We start from the raw sequence: 23356 nt of genomic DNA on the forward strand, positions 1-23356 counted from the left end.
AAACCTTCGCCCCGGAATCCGTGACCAATCACATACGTTCTGCGTAGCCGTCCGGTAGCGCACTGTCAGTCCTTGCCCCTAGGCTTGCCTGCATGTCCCCCCATTCCTTAGGCCCTGGTTCCGTGCGGTCTGCTGCCGAGGTGAACGAGGAGATTCGCGCCCTGTGGCTGCGCGCAGGCGGCTCACTGTCGGCGCAGGAGCGCGCGGAGTACGAGCTGTTGGTGGTCGAGTGGGCCGCCGCGATCCGCAGTGCGGTCATCGAGGCGGCTTGAAGCAGGGAATCCGGGTCGAACAGCGCCGGTTGACGCTCGACCACGTCTAGGCGGCCAGGTGCGCCAGCACGTCCTCACCCAACGGGTACGGCCGCTCGTTCGGCAACAACTCGGCCGCACGCTCCAGTTCACCCGCCCGCACGCCCGTGCATCTCCCTGGCGAGCGGCGTCACATCCTCGATGCCGAGAATCCATTCGTCGGCGTACTGTCGCCTCCCCTCCGATGCCCAGCTGCAAGGACCGGTACGGCAAAGGGTGCCGCTTCCAGGCCTGACGCAGCGCCCGTTCGAAGCCCTCGCGACTGATCTCGACGGCGAGGACGGTCTTCTGGTTCTCCTTCGTGGCCCAGCCACAGCGGTACATCATCCAGAGGAACGACGGCTTGATCCACGTCAAACAGCGCTCACAGACCCGGTGCGCAGAGAGAGCCACACGGCAGGTCACGACATGGCCGTATGCGGATGGTGGCTTCGTGACATGAGGGCACGCAGCTGCCACCAGCGACGTGTCGGCTCGCGCGTCAGCCCCGACGCAGACCAGCTCGAAGCTGTTCGCGCCGGGGCTGACGCCGATGAATGCCGGTGGACCGACACACCCATGCGGCAGAACCCATGCCTAGGGGCAGCTGATCCGGGTGTCGCCCGAGTCCGTCGTGCAGGTGTCCGTGCCGGAGCCGCCGTTGGCGCTGTCGTTGCCGGATACGTTGTCGACCGTGTTGAGGCCGTCGTTGCCGTCGTTGCCGATCAGGTTGTCATTGCCAGGGCCTCCGTTGAGGGCGTCGTTTCCGAAACTGCCGTCGAGGCGATCGTTGCCGTAACCGCCGTACACGGTGTCACCGCCGAAGCCGGCGTTGACGGTGTCGTCCCCTCCGAGAGCGCAGATCACGTCGGGGCCGAACGTGCCGTTGAGGGTGTCGTTGCCGCTGGTTCCGACGCGGGTGCAACCACGGGCGTTGTTCACCGTGGTAGTCGCCGTGGCGGTGTTGTTGCCTGAGTCCGGGTCGGATTGTGCGGCGCCGACCGTGGCCCGGTCGGAGAGGGTGCCGGTGGCCCGCGGCTCGGCCGCGATCTGCACCGTGGCGCTGGCTCCGGGGGCGAGGGTGCCCAGGGAACAACTCGCGCTGGTGGCCGTGAGGGTGCAGGTGCCCGTGCTGGGGGTCGCTGAGACGACCGAGGCGGCTGGGCCGCTGAGCGTCTCGGACAGGGTGACGCCGGTGGCGGAGGTCGTGGTGCTGTTGTTGGTCACGGTCACGCTGTACGTGGGCCGGTCGCCGATGCTGACCGTAGTGGGACCGGTCTTCCTGACCGACAGGTCCACGCCGGGCGGTGGCGGAGGCGTGCCGGCCACCTGGTACCGGACCAGGCCGCGGTCGTCGCCGGTGTTGCCGGAGGCGACGATCTTTCCGTCGGGCTGCAGCGCCACCGCGCTGGCTGTGTCGAAGAAGCCGTTGGCAACATCGGTGGTCACCTTGCCGCCGGTTCCGAAGCCGCCGTCCAGGTTGCCGTCGGGGTTGTACCTGGACACCGCGAAGTCGGCCTGACTCATGCCTGCGACGACGATCTTCCCGTCGGACTGCAACGCCAGGTCGGAACCCCTGTCCAGGGTTCCGCTTCCGAAGTCGGTGGTGACTTTGCCGTCGCCGCTGAAGCCGCTGTCGAGAGTGCCGGTGGGGTTGTAACGGGCCAGGGCGAAGTCGAAGTCGCTGAATCCTGCGACGACGATCTTTCCGTCGGACTGCAACGCCACCCCACCGATCACGTCGGCATCGGCGAAGGGGGTGGTCACCCTGCCATCGGCGTCAAAGCCTGTGTCGAGGCTGCCGTCGCCGTTGTAGCGCGCGAGCGCGAAATCGGAGGCGTTGGCCGGATAGTTGTACCCCGCGCGACCAGCAGCGACGATCTTCCCGTCCGACTGCAACGCCACGTCGAAGGCGGTCGCCGCACCGCCCGCAAAGGCGGTGGTGACCCTGCCGTCGCCGTCGAAGCCGGTGTCGAGGCTGCCGTCGCCGTTGTAACGGGCCAGCGCGAAAGCGGCGCCGCTACTGCCGACGGCGACAATCCCGCCGTCGGCCTGCACTTTTACGGAGAACGCCTCGGACGGTCCACCCGTTCCGAATTCCGTGACCACCGTACCGTCGGTCCCGAAACCGGCGTCCAGCGTCCCATCAGGGTTGTAGCGGACCACCGTGAACTCGGGGTTCATGGTCTCGGGGTCCGATGTGCGGCCGACCACGACGATCTTGCCGTCGGCCTGCACCGCCACCCCGTTGGCGTAGTCCTCACTGCCGCGAACGTCGGTGATCACCTTGCCGCCGGTCCCGAATCCGGAGTCCAGAGCCCCGTTGGGGTTGTAACGGGCAAGGGCGAAGTCGACCTCTCCGCTTTCGTAGGGCTGGACGAGACCGACGGTGACGATCTTGCCGTCGGGCTGCAGCGCCATGCCGCGGCTCTCGTCGTAGCCGCCGAAGTCGGTGACGACTCTGCCGTCACCGTCGAAGGTCGGATCGAGGTCGCCCGGTGCGGCGAGCGCGACTCCGGGCACGGTCAGCACGAGCGCCAGGCCCGTGGCCGCCGCGATACCGGTTCGCCCCAGTGCTCTTCGCAGACCAGAGGTGAATGTGTTCATATGGGCTTGCTTCCTGCCCCTCGTTGCCTCGCAGCGGATCGCTGCGTCCAGTGACAGCCCAAAGCCTGTGGGAACCGTTGCGGCAAGATCCTTGCGGCGGGCTGAGCTGGGCTTACTGGACGTCGAGATCCATCCCCACGGGTGAGAGCCACGCAGGGGCTCGGAGTGCGCGCCGGCCGTGCCGTTGACCAGCGCGGCGGTCGGCCGAACGCCCGTCGAACAGACGTGAGTTCGACGGACTACCGCTCCCCACCTCTAGCGCCGACGCGGCACGCGTCGGCGCACAACGCTCCAGGTTCGAATCGACCAGGCCCCCAAGGCGAAGCCCGCATCGGCGAGCCTGGGCCGCGAGGTGACCTCTGGCGTACCGGGCCTGATGTCCCCTCTCCGGAGCCGGGCACTCGAGCCACGGAGAGGGGTTGTGAGCGCGGCTTGATGACCCGGGTCAAGCATGGCTCACAGACCCTTTTGGGTCCGCTGAGTCAATGGCTCCCTCGCAGTTGAGAAGATCTCGGCATGGTGCCCTCCAACGAACGCGTGACCGGCGACTGGCCCTTTCATGAGATCGGCGACCCGACCTTGGTTGTCCGGGATGAGCCGAGCGGTCTCCTGAGCGTGGCGGGGCGTTCGCGAGGACAGTGGAACTGCGACGGTCGCGGTCTCCAACACCAAAAGCTTCGCCCCTCAGGGGCTCATGCGCCCGCGTTTCCCTGTGCATGCCATGGCTTTCCACCCCACGCTCCCGCTGCTCACGGCAGGCACCGGTAAGTACGACGGTGGCTACTTCTTCGAGGGTGAGCTGCTGCTTCTACACCTCAAATCGGGCGCGGTCACCTCTCATCGAGCACGAATCGGCGTCACATCTTGGGACTGGAGTGGCTCAACGAACAGTCGCTCCGTGTCCTCATGGCACCGCCCGACGACTGGCAGGACAAGGCGGCACACGAGGACGGACACATCGCCGTGGTACGCCGAACCAACTGAACGGCCGTCCCTGCGCGGTCGCTCAACGGTCCCGACCTGGCCGGCCCACGGACAACTGCGCCGCGCCCCGACGGCCGTAAGGCAGCTCAGCGAGCAGTCAGCGAGCTGCGGTCGATGTGGGGAGCCGAAGAGGGCGTGCATCCAGAGGACCTGTGAGGGCGGCTCTGTCCCTACCTGCCCGATCGGGGCGTCTCAGCCTCGCAAGGAGGCTGTGAACGCGGCTTGATGACCATGTCGAGCCGTGCTCGCAGCAGAACGCTCGCGCGCGACGGAGGCCGCGCTCCGATGCCCTGCGGCGAGTACGGCCTTGATGATCGTCCGCGGATTCCATGGACGAGGAGGCGCGATTGCCTATACGAATGAAACCGTGTACTCACTGCGCCAGCGTGACAACCGACGGTCACTGGCCGAGCGCTTGTTGCTCTACATGCTGCCGGGCCTGGCAGTCGCGAGTGGGGCCTTGCTGGGGCTCCTCACGTCTGACCGCATCTCCCCTGTCCTGGTGGTCCTCACAGCCCTGGTCATGGTGTGCGGATTTGCGGTACCACCTGCGGTTGATGCGCTTAGCGATCGAGTTTCGAGGCGGGCGCAGCACCAGCAACTGCTGGCTAACAGGTCTGATGCCGCGGCTGCGCAGCGGGCGGAGCAGTTGCGCAGTCACTTCCACCCCAGAGGGCGTGGAATTCTGCCTTCGCTCGTGCGCGAGGGCTCATACTTCATGGGTCGGCTTCGAGTGCTGCGTGAGCTGGTGGACTGGATCAACGGCGCCGGTTTGGACGTTGCGTGTTCTCGTGTCGTGACCGGTGCCCCGGGATCCGGTAAGTCAGCGGTGCTCGGAAGGCTGGTGAGTCTGGCCGATGCCGGACAACCCAATGAGGTGCTTGCCACCGCACCAGCCGGGACGCGACCGCCGGTCGGCTCCATCAGCATGGCGGTGCACGTACGTGGCCGCACGGCAGACGAAGTGGCCGCCGAGATCTCACAGGCCCTGACGATCGACGAGGGGACGTGCAGCGGTCTCCTCGCGCATCTCCGCGAGGACTTCGAGCATCGACCAACTGTGGTCGTCGTCGATGGGGTGGATGAGGCTGCCGACGCCCATCGGCTCATCGTTGACCTACTCGAGCCGCTGGCGGCGGCGTCGGAGCGGACGGGCATCCGCCTGCTCGTCGGTACGCGCCGAGGTGGCGAGGACCACCTGGTGCGGCTGTTCGGAGCTTCGGCGCTCGTACTCGATCTGGACGAGGAACAGTATCTGGATCGACGCGATGTTGCTGAGTACGTCTGCAGCACATTGCTGGCCGATCCGGACCCGCAGGTCCGCACTCCCTACCGTGCCCGCCCTGCACTCGCGGAAAGGGTTGCTGCGGCCGTAGCAGCTCGTGCCGGCTCCAGTTTTCTCGTGGCACAGCTCACGGCGCTGTCCCTGATGGGATCCGACGAACCCGTGGACACAGGGAGTTCTGGGTGGGCGGAGACGTTTCCCACCACAGTGGGTGCCGCAATGGACCGCTACCTTCGTGACGTTCAGCCAGGTGGCCCATGGTTACGCGATCTGCTGATGGCTCTGGCCTGGTCCCAGGGCGATGGCTTCAGCGACCCAGGAACCTGGGCGGCCGCGGCCACCATGCTGGGAACGGCCGCGTACTCCGAGCGCGATGTCACCCGGCTGCTCCTGGACAGCGCTGGGGTGGACCTGCTCCACCGCAGCACCCACGGAGACCGTGTCGCCTTCCGGCTCTTCCACGAAGCGTTGGGCGAGCATTTGCGGCAGCTGAGCACTCGTCAGCGTCCGGCAGCCGAGGTCCACCGCCGTCTTGCGGGCATTCTCCTCGAGAAGCTGTCATCGTCTTCCCTTGACGAGCGGGACTGGGTGCACGCCGACAGCTACACGCGTACATATCTGCCTTTCCATGCGGGCGAGGGCCAGGTGCTGGACCATCTTCTCGATGACGCGGGCTTTTTGGCTGCCGTGGATCCGGCTCGGCTGCTGACGGCACTCCCCACCGCTCGCACCGGGTCGGGCCGGCGAGTGGCTCGCATCATTCAACGAGTCGGCCAGCAGCTGCTAGTGGCACCGGAAGACGAGCGCATCTGCTACCTCGGGATGGCGGCCCACATGGCCGGCGACGCGCGCCTGGCGGGCGAACTGGCAGCTACAGCTCCCGATCGTCCCTGGTCGGTACTCTGGGCTCGCTGGGACACTCTCATTGAGAGCCGCATGCTCGGACACCATGACGACTATGTCCTTGCTGTCGGCACCGTTGAGACAGCGAGGGGAATCGTGGTGCTGTCGGCGAGCGCGTGGGGCATCCAGGCGTGGCGCCTCGCCGATGGAGAACCCATGGTGACCGGCGTACGGGAGCCGGATTCACCCATCCTCGCCATGGCTACCTTCCGGCAGGGTGACGGCATCGCCATCGTGACCCTTCACGAGGATGGGCATTTGCTGCGCACGACGCCGGACGCGGCCGATCCGCAGAGGATTCTCGCGGAAGATCGTGCGCCAAACGGTTTGTGGTCGATAGACGTCGCAGGTCAATCCGCAGTGGCTACGGTCAGCCGAGATCACGTAGTAGAGGTCTTGTCCGTGAGGGACGGTCATGTGCTGGATCTGCCGCCGGTCGTGATCGGGCGAGAAGACCAAGTTCTCGTGGTGGACAACGCAGGCGGGCGGTGCCTTGCCGTGGTGAGCGGCAACAGTGGTGACATCGAGACGTGGGACCTCACCACCGGTCGCCCGCTCAGTGAACCGCTGCATCCCGGAGTACACGTGCCGGGCTGGCGGAGTGACACGCGCTTCTGGGCAGCGTCGCTCGCTGAGCGCCAGGACGGGCCCGTGATCCTTCTGGGAGCTGCGGCAGGCCAGGTGATCGCTTGGGACCCAGTCCGTGGAGAGGTTGCCGGGGACCCGCATCATGGTGACGCGGGAGTATTCACCACCCTCATCACGGGCCACGACAACGATCTGTGGTGCTGGGGCGATTGGAACGGCAACCTGTTCATACGTGGCGCCGCCCAAGAGGAGGTACGGCAACTGGCCGTTCATGACGGCGGGGTGCAATCGCTGGCACAGTGCGAACTGAACGGTGCCCGCCTGCTTATCTCGGGAGGACGTGACGGCGCCGTACGTGCCTGGAACATCCAAGCAGCCCGCCCGGTGGCCTCTGTCGGCGACCACCACAGCGTCGTCACGGGAACCAACTCCACCCGACAGAGCTGCATCGCGTCCATCAATGCCGACGGCTCTCTCGTGATCTTCGAGGCGGACGGCGGTGACGTCCTCGCCGAACTGAGGCGATCGGCCGAGGAAGGCTTCCGCAGCGCAGCCGCGGTCCCGGGCGACCCGCGGTCCTTCGTCACGCTGGACAGACAGAGGCACATCACGCTACGGGTCTTCCCGGACGGCCAACCGTCATACGACTTCCAGTTGGCCTCGGACGAGGAGTGGAGGTCCATCGCTGTCGTGAACAGGGAGCGGCCACTACTCCTCGTCACTGCGACAAGCGGGCGACTGGGCTTCTTCGACCTAGCCACTTGTGATGCCATTCGGCCACCGCTGGCCTGCCACACCGGCAGCTTCATGGTGGCTCCGCTCCCAGAGCAACCGGACGAAGCACACCGGTTCGTCACTTGGGACTGGGAATGCTTCCAGGCCCAGCTGTGGACCGTGACGAACGACGAGACGCGGCATCGCGTCCTCAGAATGGACAACGGCGACCCGTTTTCCATCACGGCTGTCTCCTTCAGCCACATAGGTGACATCCCGGTCGCCGTCGGAGTCGGCGGCTACTCTCGTCTGCACATCTGGAACACCGAAGACGGCTCCCTGATGATCGACGCCCAACTCGAGCAGGCCCATCACATGCAATTGGCCGACGTGGACACCACCCAGATCGGCAGGCAGCCGCTAATCCTCTCCGGCGGACACACCTGCTCCGCTGCCCTGTGGTCCGCGGAAAGTCGACGAGAGCACCATCTACGGGTCGGATCACCGTTGCGGAGCACCAGGTTCCTTCCCGGCAACCGAGCCGTCGTGGCCGGGCCACGCGGCATCATGGTTCTCGAACTCGGCTCCCGTCTGCTCAGTCGATTCGAGCACCCCTGAGAAGCGATCAACGAAGTAATCCCACCCTCTTCAGCCCACGAAAGAGGTCATGAACGCGGGTTGATGACCCACGTCATACGGTCGCGACTCAGGAAGCCGGAAAGCGCCCGCTCCCCGCCGCGGCCCGGCCGATCTCGGGACGGTAGGCCTGATAGACGGTGACGGAGGACTCTGTGTGCCGGGCGCGCACACGGAACCTGGGTTCGCGCTCGGCGGGCTGGTCGTTCTGATCATTCACGGGGACAGCTTCGCCCCCTGGCCGCATCCCCATCCAGTGAATATCGCTGCACACCCCCTTGGCTCCGTGCACCTCATGCCCAACACTGAGCCGATGACGCAGCGTGTGGAGCTCGCCACCCTGAGGGACCGGCTGGCGGTCGACGGAATGGTCACCGAGTACGCGGTGGCCGTGGACGACGGGGACTGGGAGGCGTACCGGAGTCTGTTCACCCCGGATGGACGCGCGGACTACCGGTCGGCCGGCGGGATCGAGGGGGACTCCGGGAGCGTCGCCACGTGGCTCGCGGAGAGCATGCGGCTGTTCTCGATGCGGCAGCACCTGATCGTCAATCGCAGGGTGCGCTTCGGGATCCTGGATCAGGACATCGGCGACACGGCCAGGGTGCAGGCCGACTACATCAATCCGATGCGGTTCGCCGCGGACGGCGACGGCTCCTCCGCCCCCGACTTCGTGTGCGGCGGCCGCTACGCCTTCGGGCTCCTGCGCACGGAGGACGGCTGGCGGCTGCGCGAGGTGATCGTGCAGGAGAAGTGGCGCCGCCTGCCCGACCGGACCGCACCGGCCGTGACCACCTGACGTGACCACCTGACGTGACCACCTGCCGTGATCACCTGAGCGGACGCCCACTGTCCCACTGTCAGTGCCTGGCCTCACACTGGAGGGACAACGGGGTAGGAGGCGATGCATGCAGACGATCAACCACTGGCTCACCTCCCCGTGGCGGCGTTCGATCACCGCCGTTCTCGCCGGCGCGCTGCCCGTGCTGGCCTTCCCCGAGCCGTCGTGGTGGTGGTTCGCGTACGTCGCCCTGGTCCCGTGGATCGCATTGCTGCGCTCCGCCCCGACCGGACGGCGGGCGCTGCACGACGGCTGGTGGGGCGGCTTCGGCTTCATGCTGGCGATGCACCACTGGCTGCTGCCGAACCTGCATGTCTTCACGTTCGTCATCGCCGCCCTGCTGGGTGCGCTGTGGGCTCCCTGGGGCTGGCTGGTGCGCCGCTTCCTGGCCGCACGGCCGTCGCCGGGGCGGGTCGTGGCGGCCCTCGTCGTGCTGCCCTCCGGCTGGCTGCTGATCGAGCTCGTGCGCTCGTGGCAGGGGCTCGGCGGGCCGTGGGGCGTGCTGGGTTCCAGTCAGTGGGAGGTGGAGCCGGCGCTGCGGGTCGCCTCGGTGGGCGGCGTGTGGCTGATCAGCTTCCTGATAGTCGGCGTCAATGTCGCGGTCGCCGTGCTGGTGGTGCTGCGCAGGTGCCGGGTCCCCGCGCTGGCCGGGGTGCTCGCCACGGCCGTCGCCGCCTCGGCCGCCTGGGTGTGGTCCCCGCGCCCGGACGTCGAGAACCGGGTCCGGATCGCCGTGGTGCAGCCGGGCGTCATCCAGGGCGCGGACAGGCCGGAGCGGCGTTTCGACCGGGAGGAGCAGCTCACCCGTGAGCTGGCCGGCCAGGGCGTCGACGTGATCGTCTGGGGCGAGAGCAGCGTCGGCTACGACCTCGACGACCGGCCCGACTTCGCACGCCGCCTGGCGGCACTGTCCCGCGAGACGGGGGCGAACATCCTGGTCAACGTGGACGCGCAGCGCTCCGACCGGCCCGGCATCTACAAGAGCTCGATCCTCGTCGGCACGGACGGCCCGACCGGCGCCCGCTACGACAAGATGCGCCTGGTGCCCTTCGGGGAGTACATACCGCTGCGCTCGATGCTGGGCTGGGCCACCTCCGTCGGCAAGGCGGCCGCCGAGGACCGCCGGCGCGGCACCGAGCAGGTCGTGATGGACGCCGGGCACGGGCTGCGCATCGGCCCGATGGTCTGCTTCGAGTCCGCGTTCTCCGACATGAGCCGCAACCTGGTCGACCACGGCGCCGAGGTGCTGATCGCCCAGTCGGCGACCTCGACGTTCCAGCAGAGCTGGGCCCCGGAGCAGCACGCCTCGCTGGCCGCACTGCGCGCCGCGGAGACCGGTCGGCCGATGGTGCACGCGACGCTGACCGGCGTCTCCGCCGTGTACGGCCCCAGCGGACAGCGCATGGGTTCCTGGCTGGGGACGAGCGAGAGCGCCAGCACGGTCTACGAGGTTCCGCTGGCCGGCGGTGTCACGCCGTACGTCCGCTTCGGCGACTGGCCGCTGCAGGCGGCACTGCTGATCATCGCCGCGTGGGCAGCGACCGAGGGCATACGGACGCTGCGGCCCCGGTTCAGGCGCCCTGCTCCTGAACCGCGCGTACGACCCGCTCGCACAGCTCATGGGTCGCCAGCGCGTCCCGGGCGCTGAGCACCTTGCCCGCGCGCACGGCGTCGAGGAAGGCGAGCACCACCTGCTCGATGCCGCGCTGGCGGGCCACCGGCACCCAGTCACCGCGCCGCCGCACGGTCGGCTGGCCCTTGTGGTCGACAACCTCGGCGAGGTTGAGGACCTGACGCTTGGTGTCCTGCCCGGATACCTCGAGGATCTCCTCGGCCGATCCGCTGAGCCGGTTCATCACACCGAGCGCCGTGAAGCCGTCCCCGGCGAGTTGCAGCACGACATGGTGCAGCAGCCCGCCCTCGACGCGGGCGCGCACCGTCACGTCGTCGACCGGGCCGGGCGCGAGGAAGCGGAGCGTGTCCACGACGTGGATGAAGTCGTCCAGGATCATCGAGCGCGGCTCTTCGGGCAGCCCGATCCGGTTCTTCTGCATCAGGATCAGCTCGCGCGGATGATCGGCGCACTGCGCGTACCCGGGGGCGTAACGCCGGTTGAAGCCGACGGCGAGGCTTACGTTCCGCCGCTCGGCGAGCGCCACCAGCCGCTCGGAGTCGGCGAGTTGATAGGCGAGCGGCTTGTCGACGTACGTCGGCACGCCCGCCTCCAGCAGCCGGGTCACGATCTCCGGGTGCACGACGGTGGGCGCGTGCACGAAGGCGGCGTCGAGACCTTGGTCGAGGAGCGAGTCGAGGTCCGTGTGCCGCCGCTCCGGAGGCAGATGGAGGCCGTCGGCCACCCGGGCGAGCGTCGCGGGCGTACGGGTCTGCAGATGCAGTTCCACCCCGGGCTGCACACCGAGCACCGGCAGGTATGCCTTCTGCGCGATGTCACCGAGTCCGATGCAGCCGACCTTCACGGGGTGTTCTCCTCAACTGCTTGCCTGCCGGGGTCTGCCTGGAAGCATACGACTGCTGCGGAGGCCCCCAGTCGGCGATCGCCTCGAAGCTCCGCAGGAACAGCGCGGGCGCGACCTTGGACAGGCCCGCGAGCGTGGTGTTGCGTACGGCGATCCCGGCGCGGTTGGTCATCAGGTTCAGGCGGGCGACCTTGACGGCCTGCCGGGCGAGGGTTGTCGTACGCGGGAGGCGGGCTGCCGTGTAGGCGGCGAGGTCGCCGCAGTGGTGGGCGAGGACCACGGCGTCCTCGACGGCCTGGTTGCCGCCCTGCCCGAGCATCGGCGGCATGGCGTGCGCGGCGTCGCCGACCAGGGCGACCCGCCCGCGGTGGTAGGCGGGCAGCGGCTCGGCGATGTGGTGGACGTCGTGGCGCAGGACATCTTCGGGGCGGGCGGCCGCGAGAATCGCGGGGATCGGGTCGTGCCAGTCGCCGTAGCGGCGCAGCAGGTCGGCCTTCTCGTCGTCGGGAGCGCGCCCTGCGGCGGGCGTGATCGCGGCGGCGTAGGCGTAGACCCGGCCGTCCTTCAGCGGGTGCGAGCCCCAGATGCGGCCCCGGCCCCAGGACTCGTGCGAGGCGAACTTCGCGCCGGGCACCGGGACCACGACCCGCCATGTGGTGAAACCGGAGTAGACGATGCCGGGATGGTCCGGGAAGAGCACGGGGCGGACGGCGGACCGGATGCCGTCGGCGGCCACCACGAGGTCGGCCTCCATCGCGTCGTTTGAGGTCACCACGCGCGCCGGGCGGTCGGCGTCGCCGGGGTCGGTGACGGTCGCGGCGACCCCGGTGCGGACGGCCCCGGACGGGAGCAGCGCGGCGAGGCTGTTGATGAGGGTGGCCCGGTGGAGGAGGACGAGGGGGCCGCCGAAGCGTGCGGCCACGGCGTCGGCATCGGTGCGCGAGAGCCAGCGTCCGGACGGTGTGCGCACTCCCCCGTCGCCCTGCCAGGCAGCCAGGTCGCGGATCTCGTCGCCGAGCCCGATGACGTCCAGCGCGCGCAGGGAGTTGGGCGCGAGGGAGATGGCCGCACCGACCGGCTCCAGGGACGGGGCCCGCTCCAGGACGGTGACGTCCCAGCCGCTCTGATGCAGTGCGGCGGCAGCGGTCAGGCCGCCGATACCGCCGCCGATCACGACGGCTCGCTTGGACTGTGCCATGACTCCTCCTGCGTAACTACAGATGTAGTGTCCCAGCGTGTCGACTGTACTACACCTGTAGTGCGACGCACTACAGACGTAGTACGGGAGGTAGGTTGATCTCCATGCCCGAGCACACCCCGCGCGCCGCGCGCTCCGATCTCGTCGCCGACACCGCCCTGGCGCTGCTCGCCGAGCGTGGGATGCGCGGGCTGACGCACCGGGCGGTCGACGAGACGGCCGGGCTCCCCCAGGGCTCGACGTCCAATCTGGCGCGCACCCGGCAGGCGCTGCTGGAACTGACCCTGCGGCGGCTCGCCGACCGCGAGGCGCGGGTACTGGCGCTGGAGGAGCTGCCCGACCCGCGGGGCGGTCTCGACACGGTGGTCGACGGCCTGGCCCTGGCGACCCACCGCGCCCTGACCCGCAACCGCGAACTGACGCTGGCCCGCTACGAACTGGCCCTGGAAGCCACGCGCCGCCCCGAGCTGCGCGCCTACTTCGACGCGACCGGGGCCCGCTTCCGCGACCAGCTCACCGCCCTGGTGACAGCGATGGGCTCCACGGACCCGGCCCGGCACGTGCTGTCACTGGTCGCCTGGGCGGACGGACTGCTGTTCAGCTGCGTGGCCGGATCCTTCGGCTCGGAGGTGCCGAGCCTGGCGGAGGTGCGGGCGGGCCTGCGCGAGTTGCTCGACGGAATGTTCGGCCGGTGAGTTCTGCGGCCGTGAAAAGTCCTCGTCAAACGGGCCGAGTTGGGCAACGATGCGGGCATGACCATCGAACGCCATGAGCCCGACACCACCGCCGACGAGCGCACCATGCTGGAGGGCTGGCTGGACTACCACCGGCAGACCCTCGCCTGGAAGTGCGAAGGCCTGACCGACGCCCAGCTCAGGACCGCCTTCGTGGAACCGTCCGAGCTGACCCTGATGGGGCTGGTGCGGCACATGGCGGAGGTCGAGCGGTTCTGGTTCCACGAGATCCTGCTGGACGAGGACCTCGGGGTGCTCTACTGCAGCGAGGACGACCCTGACGGCGACTTCCACTTCACCGAGGCCGACACCTGGGACGAGGCGCACGCGACTTGGCGGACCGAGATCGACAACGCCCGTCGCAACGCGGCCGGCTTCGGTCTGGACGGCCTCGCCAAGGGCAGGAGCAGAAGGGGTGAGCCCTTCAATCTGCGCTGGATCATCACCCACATGATCGAGGAGTACGCACGCCACAACGGCCACGCCGACCTGCTCCGCGAGCGCGCCGACGGCGCCACCGGCGACTGACGTCAGCCGCGGCGGAAGCTCGCCGCCCTTACGGGGTCAGAGATCACTCGTAGGGAGCAAGGTTCGCTCGTCCGCTGTCCCAACGGCCGCCGAACCCAGCAGAGTTGCGCGGGTGCATCGAACGACGACCACCGCAACGCTCCTGGTCACCGTGGCCGTCTCGGCCCTCTCCGGCTGTACGACCGTCGAGCGACCGCCGACGTCCGAGGCGCCGGCGGCACCGTCCCGGCCGTCGGCGCCGCAGCCGAGCGGGCACCGGGACCCCGAGATCGTGCAGGCACCGGCTCGCGAGGCCTTGGCCTTCATCGGCCCGTCCCGCCGCCCGACCCCTTCGGCGTCCGCCGCACGCTCGGCGTCCCCCGGCTCCCCGCCGCCGGCGCACACACCACCTGCCACTGACGCGCGCCCCCACTCCCGTCCCGAACGCCATGAGCCCCGCCGCCCGGCCCCCGAGGAACCGAAGGCCCCACCGTTCAAGATCCCCGACGTGCCGGATTCGACCCGCCCGGACGTCCCGAAGAACACGAACGTCTGCGCGCTGGGCAAGCAGTACGGCGGCTGGCGGGCCGACAGCCCGGAGTCGAGGATCTGCGAGCAGACGTACGGCCGTTGAGCGGCAGGTGAGCCAAGGCGAGCGAGCTGATATCCGCCGCCCGCTTGGTGCTGCCAGGCTCTGGCCCCCTGCTCCCGCTACAGCCGTCCCCCGCTCCCCCCAACTGCCGCTACAGCCGTCCCCGCTCCCCCAGCTGCCGCTACGGACCCTCCCCCAACCACACCTCCAACCGCCTGATCTCCGCCCGCACCCCGTCCCCGTACCTGTCGTCCGCCAACGCCCCCGCCGCTCCCCGCGCCCGGCGCAGATGGACGCGGGCGGCCTCGGCGCGGTCGAGCTTCACATAGTCGGCGGCCAGATTCAGATGCAGCGAGGGATACAGCGCCCGTACGGCCGGCGCGTCACGTCCGTCGCCTACACCGGCACTCTCGGCCTCGGTCAACGCCCGCAGGTCCCATGCCAGTTCGTCCGAGGGGTCGTCCTGTGTGTCGGCCAGGTAGTGCGCCAGGGTGCAGCGGTGCAGCGGGTCCCCGTCCTCGCCGAGCTCCGTCCACAGGTCCAGCAGCCGGCGCCGGGCCTCCTCGCGGTCCCCCGCGTGATGCAGCATGACGACCTGCCCGATCCGCGTCAGCACGGCATCGGGCGCCGTACGCTCCTGTCGCTCCGCCACCGCGTCCTCCGGGCCCTCGTCGACTGATCCCTCGACGCTAACGGCCCCCACCGGCAAACCCGGTCAGGCGGCTCCGTACGGCACCGGGCCGGTCCGGGGCAGGACCGGCCCGGTCCGGCTCAGCCCAGGTCGGGGATCCGCCAGTCGATGGGGTCGTGCCCCTGCGCAGCCACCGCCTCATTGATCTGCGTGAAAGGGCGGGAGCCGAAGAACTTCTTCGCCGACAGCGGCGAGGGATGCGCGCCCTTGACCACCACGTGCCGCGTCTCGTCGATGAGCGGGAGCTTCTTCTGCGCGTAGTTGCCCCACAGCACGAACACCGCGGGGTCGGGCCGGTGGGCCACGGCCCGGATCACCGCGTCGGTGAACTTCTCCCAGCCCTTGCCCTTGTGCGAGTTGGCCTCGCCGCCGCGGACCGTCAGCACCGCGTTGAGCAGCAGGACACCCTGCTGGGCCCAGGGCATCAGATAGCCGTTGTCGGGGACGGGGAGGCCGAGCTCCTCCCGCATCTCCTTGTAGATGTTGCGCAGCGACGGCGGGGTCTTCACGCCGGGGCGCACCGAGAAGCAAAGACCGTGACCCTGGCCCTCGCCGTGGTAGGGGTCCTGGCCGAGGATCAGGACCTTCACCTGCTCGTACGGCGTCGCGTCCAGCGCGGCGAAGACCTCGTCGCGCGGCGGGTGGACGGGACCCTTCGCCCGCTCCTCCTCGACGAACTCGGTCAGCTCCTTGAAGTAGGGCTGCTGAAGCTCGTCACCCAGAACCCCGCGCCAGGACTCGGGCAGCATGGCGATGTCGGTCACGTCAACTTCCTTACGATGTACGGCGAACGGTGCGAGGCGACCGCACCGCGGTCACCTCCAGGCCTCAGAACCTACAGGCGACCACTGACAATCGCCCCGCCCACCGCACATCCCACCGCTACCAGCTGGTCTTGCGGTACAGCTCCCCCATCATCATGATCGTCGACGGGTCCAGCGCCCGCTCGGCGCCCGAGACCTCGGCGCTCGCGGCCACGTACTGCCGGCCCTGCCACAGCGGCAGCAGCCGCGCGTCGTCGACGAGGATGCGCTGGGCGTCCTCGAAGTCCTTGACCACGTTGGCCCGGTCGCTCTGGGCGCGGGAATTGGGCAGCAGGGTCTCGGTGATCTTGGGCGTCACGTACGGCGTGCCGAGCGCGTTCTGCTCGCCGACGAACGGCGCGATGAAGTTGTCGGCGTCCGGGAAGTCGGGGAACCAGCCACGCCCGAACACCGGGTACTCGCCCTTCTGGTAGCCCGCGACGTACGTCTTCCAGGGGCGGCTCTTGAGAGTGATCTCGAAGAGACCGGACTTCTCGAGCTGGCTCTTCAGCTCCTCGAACTCCGCCTTGGTCGCGGAGCCGTAGCGGTCGCTGGTGTACCAGAATTTGAGCGGGACGGGGGTCGTGATGCCCGCGTCGGAGAGGATCGAGCGGGCCTTGTCCGCGTTGGGCTCGCCGTAGTCGTCGAAGAAGCCCGTGGTGTGTCCGGTCAGCCCCTTGGGGACCATGGAGTACAGCGGCTCGACGGTGTCCCGGTAGACCTTGTGGGCGATCGCCGGGCGGTCGATGACCTGGGCGATGGCCTTGCGGACGGCGGACTTGCCGGCCATCGGGTCCTTCGGGTTGAAGACCAGGTAGTTGATCTCGGTGCCGGAGCCCTCGATCAGCTGGAGCTCGTCGTCGTCGTCGGCCTGGAGATCGACGATGTCGTCGGCGGCGAGGCCCCGGAAGGCGACGTCGAGCTCCTTGTTGCGCAGAGCCGCGACCATGGGGGGCGAGTCCTGGAAGTAACGGATGGTTACCGCATCGTTTTTGCGCTCCGCGTACCCCTGGTAGCTGTCGTTCTTGACGAGCTCGGCCCGCTTGCCCTCCTCGTAGGACTCCAGGGTGTACGGCCCGGAGCCGACGATCGTGCCGTCCTCGCGCAGCTTGTCCGCCGGGTAGTCCTCAGGGTCGACGATCGACATCGCGGGCGTGGCGAGCACGAACGGGAAGGTGGCGTCGGCCTTGTTGAGGTGGAAGACGATCTCGCGGTCGTTCAGCACCTGGACCCGTTCGAGGCTGCCGAGCAGACCCGCGGGGCCACCGTTGACGTTGATCTTCCGGATCCGGTCGATCGAGTACTTGACCGCCTTCGCGTCGAGCGTGTGCCCGTCGGAGAACTTCAGTCCCTCGCGCAGCTCGCACTGGTACTTCATGCTCGAGCTGTCGGTGAACTGGCAGCTCTCGGCCGCGTCGGGCTCCGGTGCCGCCGAGCCCGAGGGATAGCTGAGCAGTGTCTGATAAATGTTGCGGAACAGTTCCCAGGAGCTGTCCCAGGACGCGGCGGGATCAAGGGTGCTGGGGGCCGCGGTGGTCCCCACGACGATCGGCCCCTCCTCGTCCGTCGAGTCGGACGAGAGGACTCCGCACCCTGCCACCAGGGACGATATGGACGCGATGGCCGCCACCTGCCGCAGGCGTCGGATCCGGTTGAACACGCGCACGCTCCTCGATCTGCCATACCAAGGGTCGGCAGACCATACCGCAGTGTTCCGGCCGTTGGACCTCCCGTCTCAATGAGCACTTGTTCGATCTTGTGGTGACTACGTTGTCACCGGTCGTTCGCCCTCTGACAGGGATCTCCTGATACGTCGACACGGGCGCCGCTGGTGTCCAGCGGCGCCCGTGTCGAGGTTGCGCGTCAACCGTGCAGCGGTCCCGTCCGTCAGCCGACGCCGGCGTTGAGGAAGATTCCGCCGTCGACGACCAGCGTCTGCCCGGTCACCCAGTCGGACTGGTCCGAGGTGAGGAACGCGGCGGCGCCGCCGATGTCGGAGGGCACGCCGAGCCGGCCCAGCGGGTAGGCCGCGGCGGCCTCCGCCTCGCGGCCCTCGTAGAGGGCCTGCGCGAACTTGGTCTTCACCACGGCCGGGGCGATCGCGTTGACCCGCACCTTGGGCGCGAACTCGTGCGCCAGCTGCTGGGTCAGGTTGATCAGCGCGGCCTTGCTGACGCCGTAGGCCGCGATGAACGGCGAGGGCGCGATGCCCGCGACGGAGGCGATGTTGACGATCGCGCCGCCGTTGTCCTTCTGCCAGGCGTGCCAGGTCTTCTGGGCGAAGCCGAGCGCCGAGATCACGTTGGTCTCGAAGACCTTGCGCGCGACTCCCAGGTCGAGGTCGGCGATCGGCCCGAAGACCGGGTTCGTACCGGCGTTGTTGACCAGGTGGTCGACGCGGCCGAAGGCCTCCATGGTGCGCTCGACGGCGACGGCCTGGTGGGCCTCGTCGTGCGCCTTGCCGGCCACGTAGATGGCGCGCTCGGCGCCGAGCTGCTCGACGGCCTCCTTGAGGGCGTCCTCGTTGCGGCCGGTGATGCAGACGCGGTCGCCGCGTGCGACGAGCGCCTCGGCGACGCCGTAGCCGATGCCTCGGCTGGCGCCCGTGACGAGGGCTACCTTGCCGGAGAGTTCAGGCAGTTCAGTCATGTTCGTGCCTTCCCAGTCCCTAGTCGAGCGGTCCGCCGGCGACGTACAGCACCTGTCCGGAGACGAATCCGGCCGCCTCGCCCGTGAAGAAGGCGATGGCGTTGGCGATGTCGTCCGGCTCGCCGACCCGCGCGACCGGGATCTGGGTGGCGGCGGCGGCCTTGAAGTCCTCGAAGCCCATGCCGACGCGGTCGGCGGTGGCCTTGGTCATCTCGGTGGCGATGAAGCCGGGCGCGACGGAGTTGGCGGTGACGCCGAACTTGCCGAGCTCCTTGGCGAGCGTCTTGGTGAAGCCCTGGAGGCCGGCCTTGGCGGCCGAGTAGTTGACCTGGCCCCGGTTGCCCAGCGCCGAGGACGAGGAGAGGTTGACGATCCGGCCGAAGCCCGCGTCCACCATGTGCTTCTGGCAGGCCTTGGACATCAGGAAGGCGCCGCGCAGGTGCACGTTCATGACGGTGTCCCAGTCGGCGACGCTCATCTTGAACAGCAGGTTGTCGCGGAGCACGCCCGCGTTGTTGACCAGGATGGTCGGGGCGCCGAGCTCCTCGGCGATCCGCGCGACGGCCGCCTCGACCTGTGCCTCGTCGGAGACGTCGCAGCCGACGGCGATGGCCTTGCCGCCGGCCGCGGTGATCTTCTCCACGGTGTCCTTGCAGGCGGCCTCGTCGAGGTCGATCACGGCTACCGCGCGGCCCTCTGCGGCCAGTCGTACGGCGGTGGCGGCACCGATGCCACGCGCTCCGCCGGTAACCACGGCGACCCGCTGCTCAGTGGTGGACATTGCTGGTTCTCCTCGCCCTCGAGATGCGGCTCGTGCGGAGCGCCCGATGGTGAGCGACCGCTTAGTACCTTCAGCAGACGTGACGCTAGAAGCCCTGGCACCCGGTGTCAACGGCCGACCGGCTGCGTGTGATCGATTCCCCGTACGACCGGAGCGAACCGGGCGTACCGAGCCATGGCCCGTGCTCGGCCGTGTCCCGTCGTGCACACCCGAACGGCCTACGGCTGCGAGCCGCCGAGCACAAGGGCACCTAGCGTCGAAGCGCGAAGTCATCGATGGCCGGAAAGGAGGCGCTCCATGCGCCGTCGCACCGGTGCCGTCGGCACGCTGTTCGTGATCGCCGCGATTGTGCCGTTCGCCGAACCCGCTCACGCACAGGAACTGGACTGCCGCAGTTTCACCTACCAGGAGGACGCGCAGGCTCTCTTCGAGTCGGACCGCGACGATCCTCATCGGCTCGACGAGGATCAGGGACGGGACGACGGGATCGCCTGTGAGACGCTGCCGCGTCGCGGTGGCGACGGAGACCGCGGCGGTAACGGGGACCGCGGGGGCAACGGAGACCGCGGCGGTAACGGAGACCGCGGTGGCAACGGGGACGACGGGGGCATCATCTCGTCCACGACGCGCCCCAGGACCCGTCCCTCGACGCCCGTGACGCCTGAGACTCCAGCCACTGCCATCACTCCTGCCACGCCGGCCACACCGGCCGCTCCTGTCACACCTGCGACTCCACGTGCCACCGCCACACCTGCCACCCCTCGTGCCACCGTCACCCCGACCCGCGGCACGCGAGGCGGGATCGGCGGCGGCACGACGTCCGGTCCAGGCGGCTGGGACATCGCCATCGGGCTGGCCTTCGTCACGGGCTCCGCGCTCGCCGCCGGTTACGCGCTGAAGCGGCGCAGGGGCTGACGCCAGGCGCGCGTGCGTTGCGGACGCGGGGGCGGTCACCGCACCAGCAGGTCCAGCAGCCGCTCCGCCTCGGCCGCCGGATCGTCGGTGAGACCCGTGTGCACGGGTCCGGGCTGCACGACCGTCGAGCGGGGCGCGATCAGCCAGCGAAAGCGTCGCCCCGGGTCGTCGCCGGCGCCCTGCCCCGCCGCGTCGCCGCCCGCGCAGACGCCCTCGACGGCACGGAGTGCGGCCCGTACCCCTGCGACGTCGGCATCGGGGTCCAGCGCGCGCAGTCTCGTCTCGTCCAGGTCGGTCCGGGCAGCGACGTAGGACTTCGCCCGGCAGTACACGAGCACGCCGGCGTTGATGCACTCGCCGCGCTCGACGCGGGGTACGACGCGCAGGACGGCGTACTCGAAGACGTCGCGGTCGCCGCCCTGTCCCGGCCTGATGAAGTGGCGGTCGCTCATTTGGTCCCCTCGATTCCGTTGACGCGCTCGTGGACGACGGCTGCCCGAGCCAGCAGCGGCCGCGCGTAGGCCCGCCTGAGGTCGTCCGCGGTGTCGAAGCCCGGCTCGGCGGCCAGCCACACGTCCGGGATCTCGGCGGTCACCTCGGTCAGCAGGTCCTCCGTCACCAGCGGCGCCAACTCGGCGGCGGCTGCCCGCACGTCGGGTGCGAAGCGGGCGAGGGCGTGGTCGGAGGCGTCGTACGGGCGTTCCGCCGAGGTCTGCGCGCCGGGCCAGTTGTGCTGCCAGATCATGGTCGCGCCGTGGTCGATGAGCCACAGTTCGCCCTGCCACATCAGCAGGTTGGGGTTGCGCCAGGACCGGTCGACGTTGTTGACCAGGGCGTCGAACCAGACGACTCGGCCGGCGTCCTCGGGGCTCACCTCGAAGGCGAGGGGGTCGAAGCCGAGCGCGCCGGAGAGGAAGTCCATGCCGAGATTGGTGCCGGCGCTGGACCTGAGCAACTCCTGTACCTGCTGGTCGGGTTCGCCGAGACCCAGCACCGTGTCGAGCTCCACGGTCACCAGCCGGGGCACCCGGAAGCCCAGCCTGCGGGCGAGTTCACCGCAGACGACCTCCGCGACGAGCGTCTTGCGGCCCTGTCCGGCGCCGGTGAACTTCATGACGTACGTCCCGAAGTCGTCGGCCTCGACGAGCCCCGGCAGCGAGCCGCCCTCACGCAGCGGCGTGATGTAGCGGGTCGCGATGACTTCCTTGAGCATCGCCCCAGGTTACTGGCGCGGGGACGGCGCCCGGGGACGGCCCGGGGTGCGGTGCGCCGTCGCGTCGACAGCAAACCGACAGCCCTCGACAGGGAACCGACAGCTCCGCTTTACCCACGTCCAGTCGGGAGCGGGTCAGGATTTCGACAGCGTCTGAACAGCCGGTCCGAACGGACCGTACCTCTCGGCAGATCACGAATGACCGGAAGGAACGTCAGCATGACCAGCGAATCAGTTCAGCCCGTGTCGGGCCCGAGCCGCCGTACCGTCGTGGCGGCGGTCGGCGCGGCGGGGCTCGCCGTTGCGCTGACCGCGTGCGGATCGGACGACGACGCGTCCGGCTCGTCCACCGAACAGGGCGCGGGCGCGGGCGCGACCACCGAAGCGGGCTCGTCCGGGGGCGCCGGTGCCGGCGGTGCGGCGCTCGCGAAGACCGCCGACATCCCGGAGGGCGGTGGCAAGGTCTTCAGCGACGAGAAGGTGGTGGTCTCGCAGCCCGCGGCGGGCGACTACAAGGCGTTCTCCACGATCTGCACCCACCAGAACTGCCCGATGACGGACCTCAAGGAGGACACCATCTCCTGCGCCTGTCACGGCAGCCAGTTCTCCGTACTCGACGGCAGTGTGAAGAAGGGTCCCGCGACGCAGCCGCTGGCCGCCAAGCAGATCAGCGTGTCGGGCGACTCGATCACCCTCGCCTGACCCTGGACGGACGCTTGAGGCCGCCCAGTACCTCGTCCGTGGTCGCGACCGTGGCGACCAATGCGAGGGTGTGGCGGATCATCGCCGGGGTGTAGTCGGAGGGCACCCCGGCGATGGCATCCCGGGGCACGACCACGACGTATCCCCGGTTCACCGCGTCGAAGACGGTGTTGGGGATCGCGACGTTCGCCGAGACACCGGTGACGACGAGCGTGCGACAGCCGAGGTTGCGCAGCAGTGCGTCGACGTCGGTGCCCTGGATCGGGGACAGGCCGTGCAGCCGTCGTACGACGAGGTCCTCCTCGGTGACCTGAATCGGCGCCGCCACACGTACTGCCGTCGTTCCGGACAGCTGCTGGACGGGGAGCCGTTCGGCGGCGCGGAAGAGGCGGGCGTTGTGGTTGGCGCCGCGGCCGTCGGGGCGGCGTTCGGCGATCGCGTGGATCACCTGGACGCCGCTCTCGTGGGCGGCGGCGACCAGCCGGGCGACGTTGCCGAGGGCGCCCGAGGAACGGGCCTCCTCGGCGAGTTCGGGCAGCGCGCTGTCCGGTCCGACGACGCCCTGCTGGCATTCGACGGTGAGCAGGACGGTGGTCGCGGGGTCGAGGAGTTCACTGAGCTCTGCGGGCGACGGCATGGTTCCCCCTGTGGCCGACGGCGTGGGCGGGCGAGCGTAGCCACCATTGCGTGTGGACGGAAGACGACTCATCCTTTTCTGACGTGATGTCAGAGGATCTCTCCTCTGGCACGACGTGAGAGAAGAGGGGGCCGCATGACCGTCACTCAGCGCCGGGGCCGGAAGATCATGATGACGCCCGGTGAGCTGGACGAGTTCCTCGCCACACAGCGCACCTGCCGGGTCGCCACGGTGTCCGCCGACGGCTTCCCGCATGTCAGCGCGCTGTGGTTCGCCTGGGACGGCAACTCGCTGTGGCTGTACTCGGTGGTCCGCAGCAAGCGGTGGACGGAGCTGCGCCGTGATCCGCGGATCGCCGTCGTGATCGACACGGGTGAGGACTACGAGCAGCTGCGCGGCGTCGAGCTGTCCGGCACCGTCGAGTTCGTGGGCGAGATCCCGCGTGTCGGCGAGCTGCGCGCCGAACTCGACGTCCCCGAGACGCTGTTCGCGCGCAAGAACTTCGGTCTCGACGAGATGCCGCACGACGGCAGGCACGCCTGGATGCGGCTGACGCCGCAGAAGATCGTGTCCTGGGACTTCCGGAAACTGGGGTCGCGCTAGGAGTCC

The 23356-nt window shown here is 69.0% G+C and carries 21 protein-coding genes and 2 pseudogenes; 10 read left to right on the top strand and 13 right to left on the bottom strand.

The window, feature by feature from the left end:
* Window positions 1-92: 92 nt before the first annotated feature.
* Window positions 93-272: a hypothetical protein gene (locus ACFY5C_RS24670; RefSeq protein ID WP_389447560.1), complete on the top strand. Its 180-nt coding sequence runs from the start codon at window positions 93-95 to the stop codon at window positions 270-272.
* A gap of 46 nt (window positions 273-318) precedes the next feature.
* On the opposite strand, the pseudogene ACFY5C_RS24675 reads toward ACFY5C_RS24670, so the two are convergent.
* Both ACFY5C_RS24675 and ACFY5C_RS24680 read right to left on the bottom strand, forming a co-directional pair.
* A pseudogene (locus ACFY5C_RS24675) lies at window positions 319-716 on the bottom strand (DUF4291 family protein).
* 171 nt (window positions 717-887) lie between these two features.
* Complete coding sequence (locus tag ACFY5C_RS24680; protein ID WP_389447562.1) at window positions 888-2897, bottom strand: calcium-binding protein; 2010 nt, start codon at window positions 2895-2897, stop codon at window positions 888-890.
* 1225 nt (window positions 2898-4122) lie between these two features.
* Here ACFY5C_RS24680 and ACFY5C_RS24685 point away from each other — a divergent pair.
* Complete coding sequence (locus tag ACFY5C_RS24685; RefSeq protein ID WP_389447563.1) at window positions 4123-7989, top strand: AAA family ATPase; 3867 nt, start codon at window positions 4123-4125, stop codon at window positions 7987-7989.
* A gap of 65 nt (window positions 7990-8054) precedes the next feature.
* Here ACFY5C_RS24685 and ACFY5C_RS24690 read toward each other — a convergent pair.
* Window positions 8055-8254, bottom strand: a pseudogene (locus ACFY5C_RS24690) (DUF4291 family protein); the annotation flags it as partial.
* Window positions 8255-8320: 66 nt separating this feature from the next.
* Between ACFY5C_RS24690 and ACFY5C_RS24695 the strand changes: the two are divergent.
* Together ACFY5C_RS24695 and lnt are read left to right on the top strand one after the other, a co-directional pair.
* A complete protein-coding gene (locus ACFY5C_RS24695; RefSeq protein WP_389447565.1) occupies window positions 8321-8806 on the top strand; it encodes a nuclear transport factor 2 family protein in 486 nt (161 codons plus the stop codon).
* A gap of 109 nt (window positions 8807-8915) precedes the next feature.
* Window positions 8916-10496 (top strand): apolipoprotein N-acyltransferase, encoded by a 1581-nt coding sequence (lnt, locus tag ACFY5C_RS24700; RefSeq protein ID WP_389447566.1) that lies wholly within the window; start codon window positions 8916-8918, stop codon window positions 10494-10496.
* On the opposite strand, the gene ACFY5C_RS24705 is transcribed toward lnt, so the two are convergent.
* Together ACFY5C_RS24705 and ACFY5C_RS24710 are read right to left on the bottom strand one after the other, a co-directional pair.
* Window positions 10420-11325 carry a Gfo/Idh/MocA family protein gene (locus tag ACFY5C_RS24705; RefSeq protein WP_389447568.1) on the bottom strand — a complete coding sequence of 302 codons (906 nt, stop codon included), beginning with the start codon at window positions 11323-11325 and terminating at the stop codon, window positions 10420-10422. The two genes, lnt and ACFY5C_RS24705, sit on opposite strands and share 77 nt — an antisense overlap.
* Window positions 11297-12523: an FAD-dependent monooxygenase gene (locus ACFY5C_RS24710; protein WP_389447570.1), complete on the bottom strand. Its 1227-nt coding sequence runs from the start codon at window positions 12521-12523 to the stop codon at window positions 11297-11299. The genes ACFY5C_RS24705 and ACFY5C_RS24710 overlap by 29 nt, the downstream gene beginning before the upstream one ends.
* Before the next feature lie 104 nt (window positions 12524-12627).
* Between ACFY5C_RS24710 and ACFY5C_RS24715 the strand changes: the two genes are divergently transcribed.
* From ACFY5C_RS24715 to ACFY5C_RS24725, 3 genes are all read left to right on the top strand, one after another.
* Window positions 12628-13218, top strand: a complete 591-nt coding sequence (locus ACFY5C_RS24715; RefSeq protein WP_389447572.1) for a TetR/AcrR family transcriptional regulator — start codon at window positions 12628-12630, stop codon at window positions 13216-13218.
* 57 nt (window positions 13219-13275) lie between these two features.
* Window positions 13276-13785, top strand: a complete 510-nt coding sequence (locus ACFY5C_RS24720; RefSeq protein ID WP_389447574.1) for a DinB family protein — start codon at window positions 13276-13278, stop codon at window positions 13783-13785.
* Between the two features lie 112 nt (window positions 13786-13897).
* Window positions 13898-14398: a hypothetical protein gene (locus ACFY5C_RS24725; protein WP_389447576.1), complete on the top strand. Its 501-nt coding sequence runs from the start codon at window positions 13898-13900 to the stop codon at window positions 14396-14398.
* A 139-nt stretch (window positions 14399-14537) separates the two neighbouring features.
* Here ACFY5C_RS24725 and ACFY5C_RS24730 read toward each other — a convergent pair whose 3' ends face one another.
* The 5 genes from ACFY5C_RS24730 to fabG form a co-directional block, all read right to left on the bottom strand.
* Window positions 14538-15008 (bottom strand): hypothetical protein, encoded by a 471-nt coding sequence (locus tag ACFY5C_RS24730; RefSeq protein ID WP_389447673.1) that lies wholly within the window; start codon window positions 15006-15008, stop codon window positions 14538-14540.
* Window positions 15009-15127: 119 nt separating this feature from the next.
* Window positions 15128-15811, bottom strand: a complete 684-nt coding sequence (locus ACFY5C_RS24735; protein ID WP_389447578.1) for a uracil-DNA glycosylase — start codon at window positions 15809-15811, stop codon at window positions 15128-15130.
* A gap of 118 nt (window positions 15812-15929) precedes the next feature.
* Window positions 15930-17510: an ABC transporter substrate-binding protein gene (locus ACFY5C_RS24740; protein WP_389447579.1), complete on the bottom strand. Its 1581-nt coding sequence runs from the start codon at window positions 17508-17510 to the stop codon at window positions 15930-15932.
* Between the two features lie 227 nt (window positions 17511-17737).
* Window positions 17738-18499, bottom strand: coding sequence for an SDR family oxidoreductase (locus tag ACFY5C_RS24745; RefSeq protein ID WP_328429134.1), 762 nt, complete (start codon window positions 18497-18499; stop codon window positions 17738-17740).
* Window positions 18500-18518: 19 nt separating this feature from the next.
* A complete protein-coding gene (fabG, locus tag ACFY5C_RS24750) occupies window positions 18519-19280 on the bottom strand; it encodes a 3-oxoacyl-ACP reductase FabG (RefSeq protein ID WP_328429133.1) in 762 nt (253 codons plus the stop codon).
* Window positions 19281-19577: 297 nt separating this feature from the next.
* Here fabG and ACFY5C_RS24755 point away from each other — a divergent pair, with 297 nt between their 5' ends.
* On the top strand, window positions 19578-20195 hold the full coding sequence (locus ACFY5C_RS24755) for an excalibur calcium-binding protein (protein WP_389447580.1): 618 nt from the start codon (window positions 19578-19580) through the stop codon (window positions 20193-20195).
* 35 nt (window positions 20196-20230) lie between these two features.
* Here the strand turns inward: ACFY5C_RS24755 and ACFY5C_RS24760 are convergent, their stop codons facing one another.
* Window positions 20231-20647, bottom strand: coding sequence for a DUF3037 domain-containing protein (locus ACFY5C_RS24760; RefSeq protein WP_389447582.1), 417 nt, complete (start codon window positions 20645-20647; stop codon window positions 20231-20233).
* Window positions 20644-21408: a HipA family kinase gene (locus ACFY5C_RS24765; RefSeq protein ID WP_389447583.1), complete on the bottom strand. Its 765-nt coding sequence runs from the start codon at window positions 21406-21408 to the stop codon at window positions 20644-20646. The genes ACFY5C_RS24760 and ACFY5C_RS24765 overlap by 4 nt, the downstream gene beginning before the upstream one ends.
* Window positions 21409-21627: 219 nt before the next feature.
* Between ACFY5C_RS24765 and ACFY5C_RS24770 the strand changes: the two genes are divergently transcribed.
* Window positions 21628-22110 carry a Rieske (2Fe-2S) protein gene (locus ACFY5C_RS24770; RefSeq protein WP_389447585.1) on the top strand — a complete coding sequence of 161 codons (483 nt, stop codon included), beginning with the start codon at window positions 21628-21630 and terminating at the stop codon, window positions 22108-22110.
* On the opposite strand, the gene ACFY5C_RS24775 is transcribed toward ACFY5C_RS24770, so the two are convergent.
* Entirely contained in the window at window positions 22097-22747 is a 651-nt protein-coding gene (locus ACFY5C_RS24775; protein ID WP_389447587.1) for a cysteine hydrolase, read from the bottom strand. The genes ACFY5C_RS24770 and ACFY5C_RS24775 overlap by 14 nt on opposite strands.
* A gap of 135 nt (window positions 22748-22882) precedes the next feature.
* Here ACFY5C_RS24775 and ACFY5C_RS24780 point away from each other — a divergent pair, with 135 nt between their 5' ends.
* Window positions 22883-23350, top strand: coding sequence for a pyridoxamine 5'-phosphate oxidase family protein (locus ACFY5C_RS24780; protein WP_389447589.1), 468 nt, complete (start codon window positions 22883-22885; stop codon window positions 23348-23350).
* Window positions 23351-23356 lie beyond the last annotated feature (6 nt).

The sequence above is a fragment of the Streptomyces sp. NPDC012935 genome (assembly GCF_042900345.1).
Lineage (GTDB): Bacteria > Actinomycetota > Actinomycetes > Streptomycetales > Streptomycetaceae > Streptomyces.

Bases quoted from the DNA above. Each gene is read 5' to 3' on its own strand.
- ACFY5C_RS24670 (WP_389447560.1), top strand. From the start codon at position 93: ATGTCCCCCCATTCCTTAGGCCCTGGTTCCGTGCGGTCTGCTGCCGAG.
- fabG (WP_328429133.1), bottom strand. From the start codon at position 19,280: ATGTCCACCACTGAGCAGCGGGTCGCCGTGGTTACCGGCGGAGCGCGT.
- ACFY5C_RS24780 (WP_389447589.1), top strand. From the start codon at position 22,883: ATGACCGTCACTCAGCGCCGGGGCCGGAAGATCATGATGACGCCCGGT.
- ACFY5C_RS24720 (WP_389447574.1), top strand. From the start codon at position 13,276: ATGACCATCGAACGCCATGAGCCCGACACCACCGCCGACGAGCGCACC.
- ACFY5C_RS24680 (WP_389447562.1), bottom strand. From the start codon at position 2,897: ATGAACACATTCACCTCTGGTCTGCGAAGAGCACTGGGGCGAACCGGT.
- lnt (WP_389447566.1), top strand. From the start codon at position 8,916: ATGCAGACGATCAACCACTGGCTCACCTCCCCGTGGCGGCGTTCGATC.
- ACFY5C_RS24710 (WP_389447570.1), bottom strand. From the start codon at position 12,523: ATGGCACAGTCCAAGCGAGCCGTCGTGATCGGCGGCGGTATCGGCGGC.
- ACFY5C_RS24745 (WP_328429134.1), bottom strand. From the start codon at position 18,499: ATGACTGAACTGCCTGAACTCTCCGGCAAGGTAGCCCTCGTCACGGGC.
- ACFY5C_RS24775 (WP_389447587.1), bottom strand. From the start codon at position 22,747: ATGCCGTCGCCCGCAGAGCTCAGTGAACTCCTCGACCCCGCGACCACC.
- ACFY5C_RS24765 (WP_389447583.1), bottom strand. From the start codon at position 21,408: ATGCTCAAGGAAGTCATCGCGACCCGCTACATCACGCCGCTGCGTGAG.
- ACFY5C_RS24695 (WP_389447565.1), top strand. From the start codon at position 8,321: ATGACGCAGCGTGTGGAGCTCGCCACCCTGAGGGACCGGCTGGCGGTC.
- ACFY5C_RS24715 (WP_389447572.1), top strand. From the start codon at position 12,628: ATGCCCGAGCACACCCCGCGCGCCGCGCGCTCCGATCTCGTCGCCGAC.
- ACFY5C_RS24755 (WP_389447580.1), top strand. From the start codon at position 19,578: ATGCGCCGTCGCACCGGTGCCGTCGGCACGCTGTTCGTGATCGCCGCG.
- ACFY5C_RS24770 (WP_389447585.1), top strand. From the start codon at position 21,628: ATGACCAGCGAATCAGTTCAGCCCGTGTCGGGCCCGAGCCGCCGTACC.
- ACFY5C_RS24760 (WP_389447582.1), bottom strand. From the start codon at position 20,647: ATGAGCGACCGCCACTTCATCAGGCCGGGACAGGGCGGCGACCGCGAC.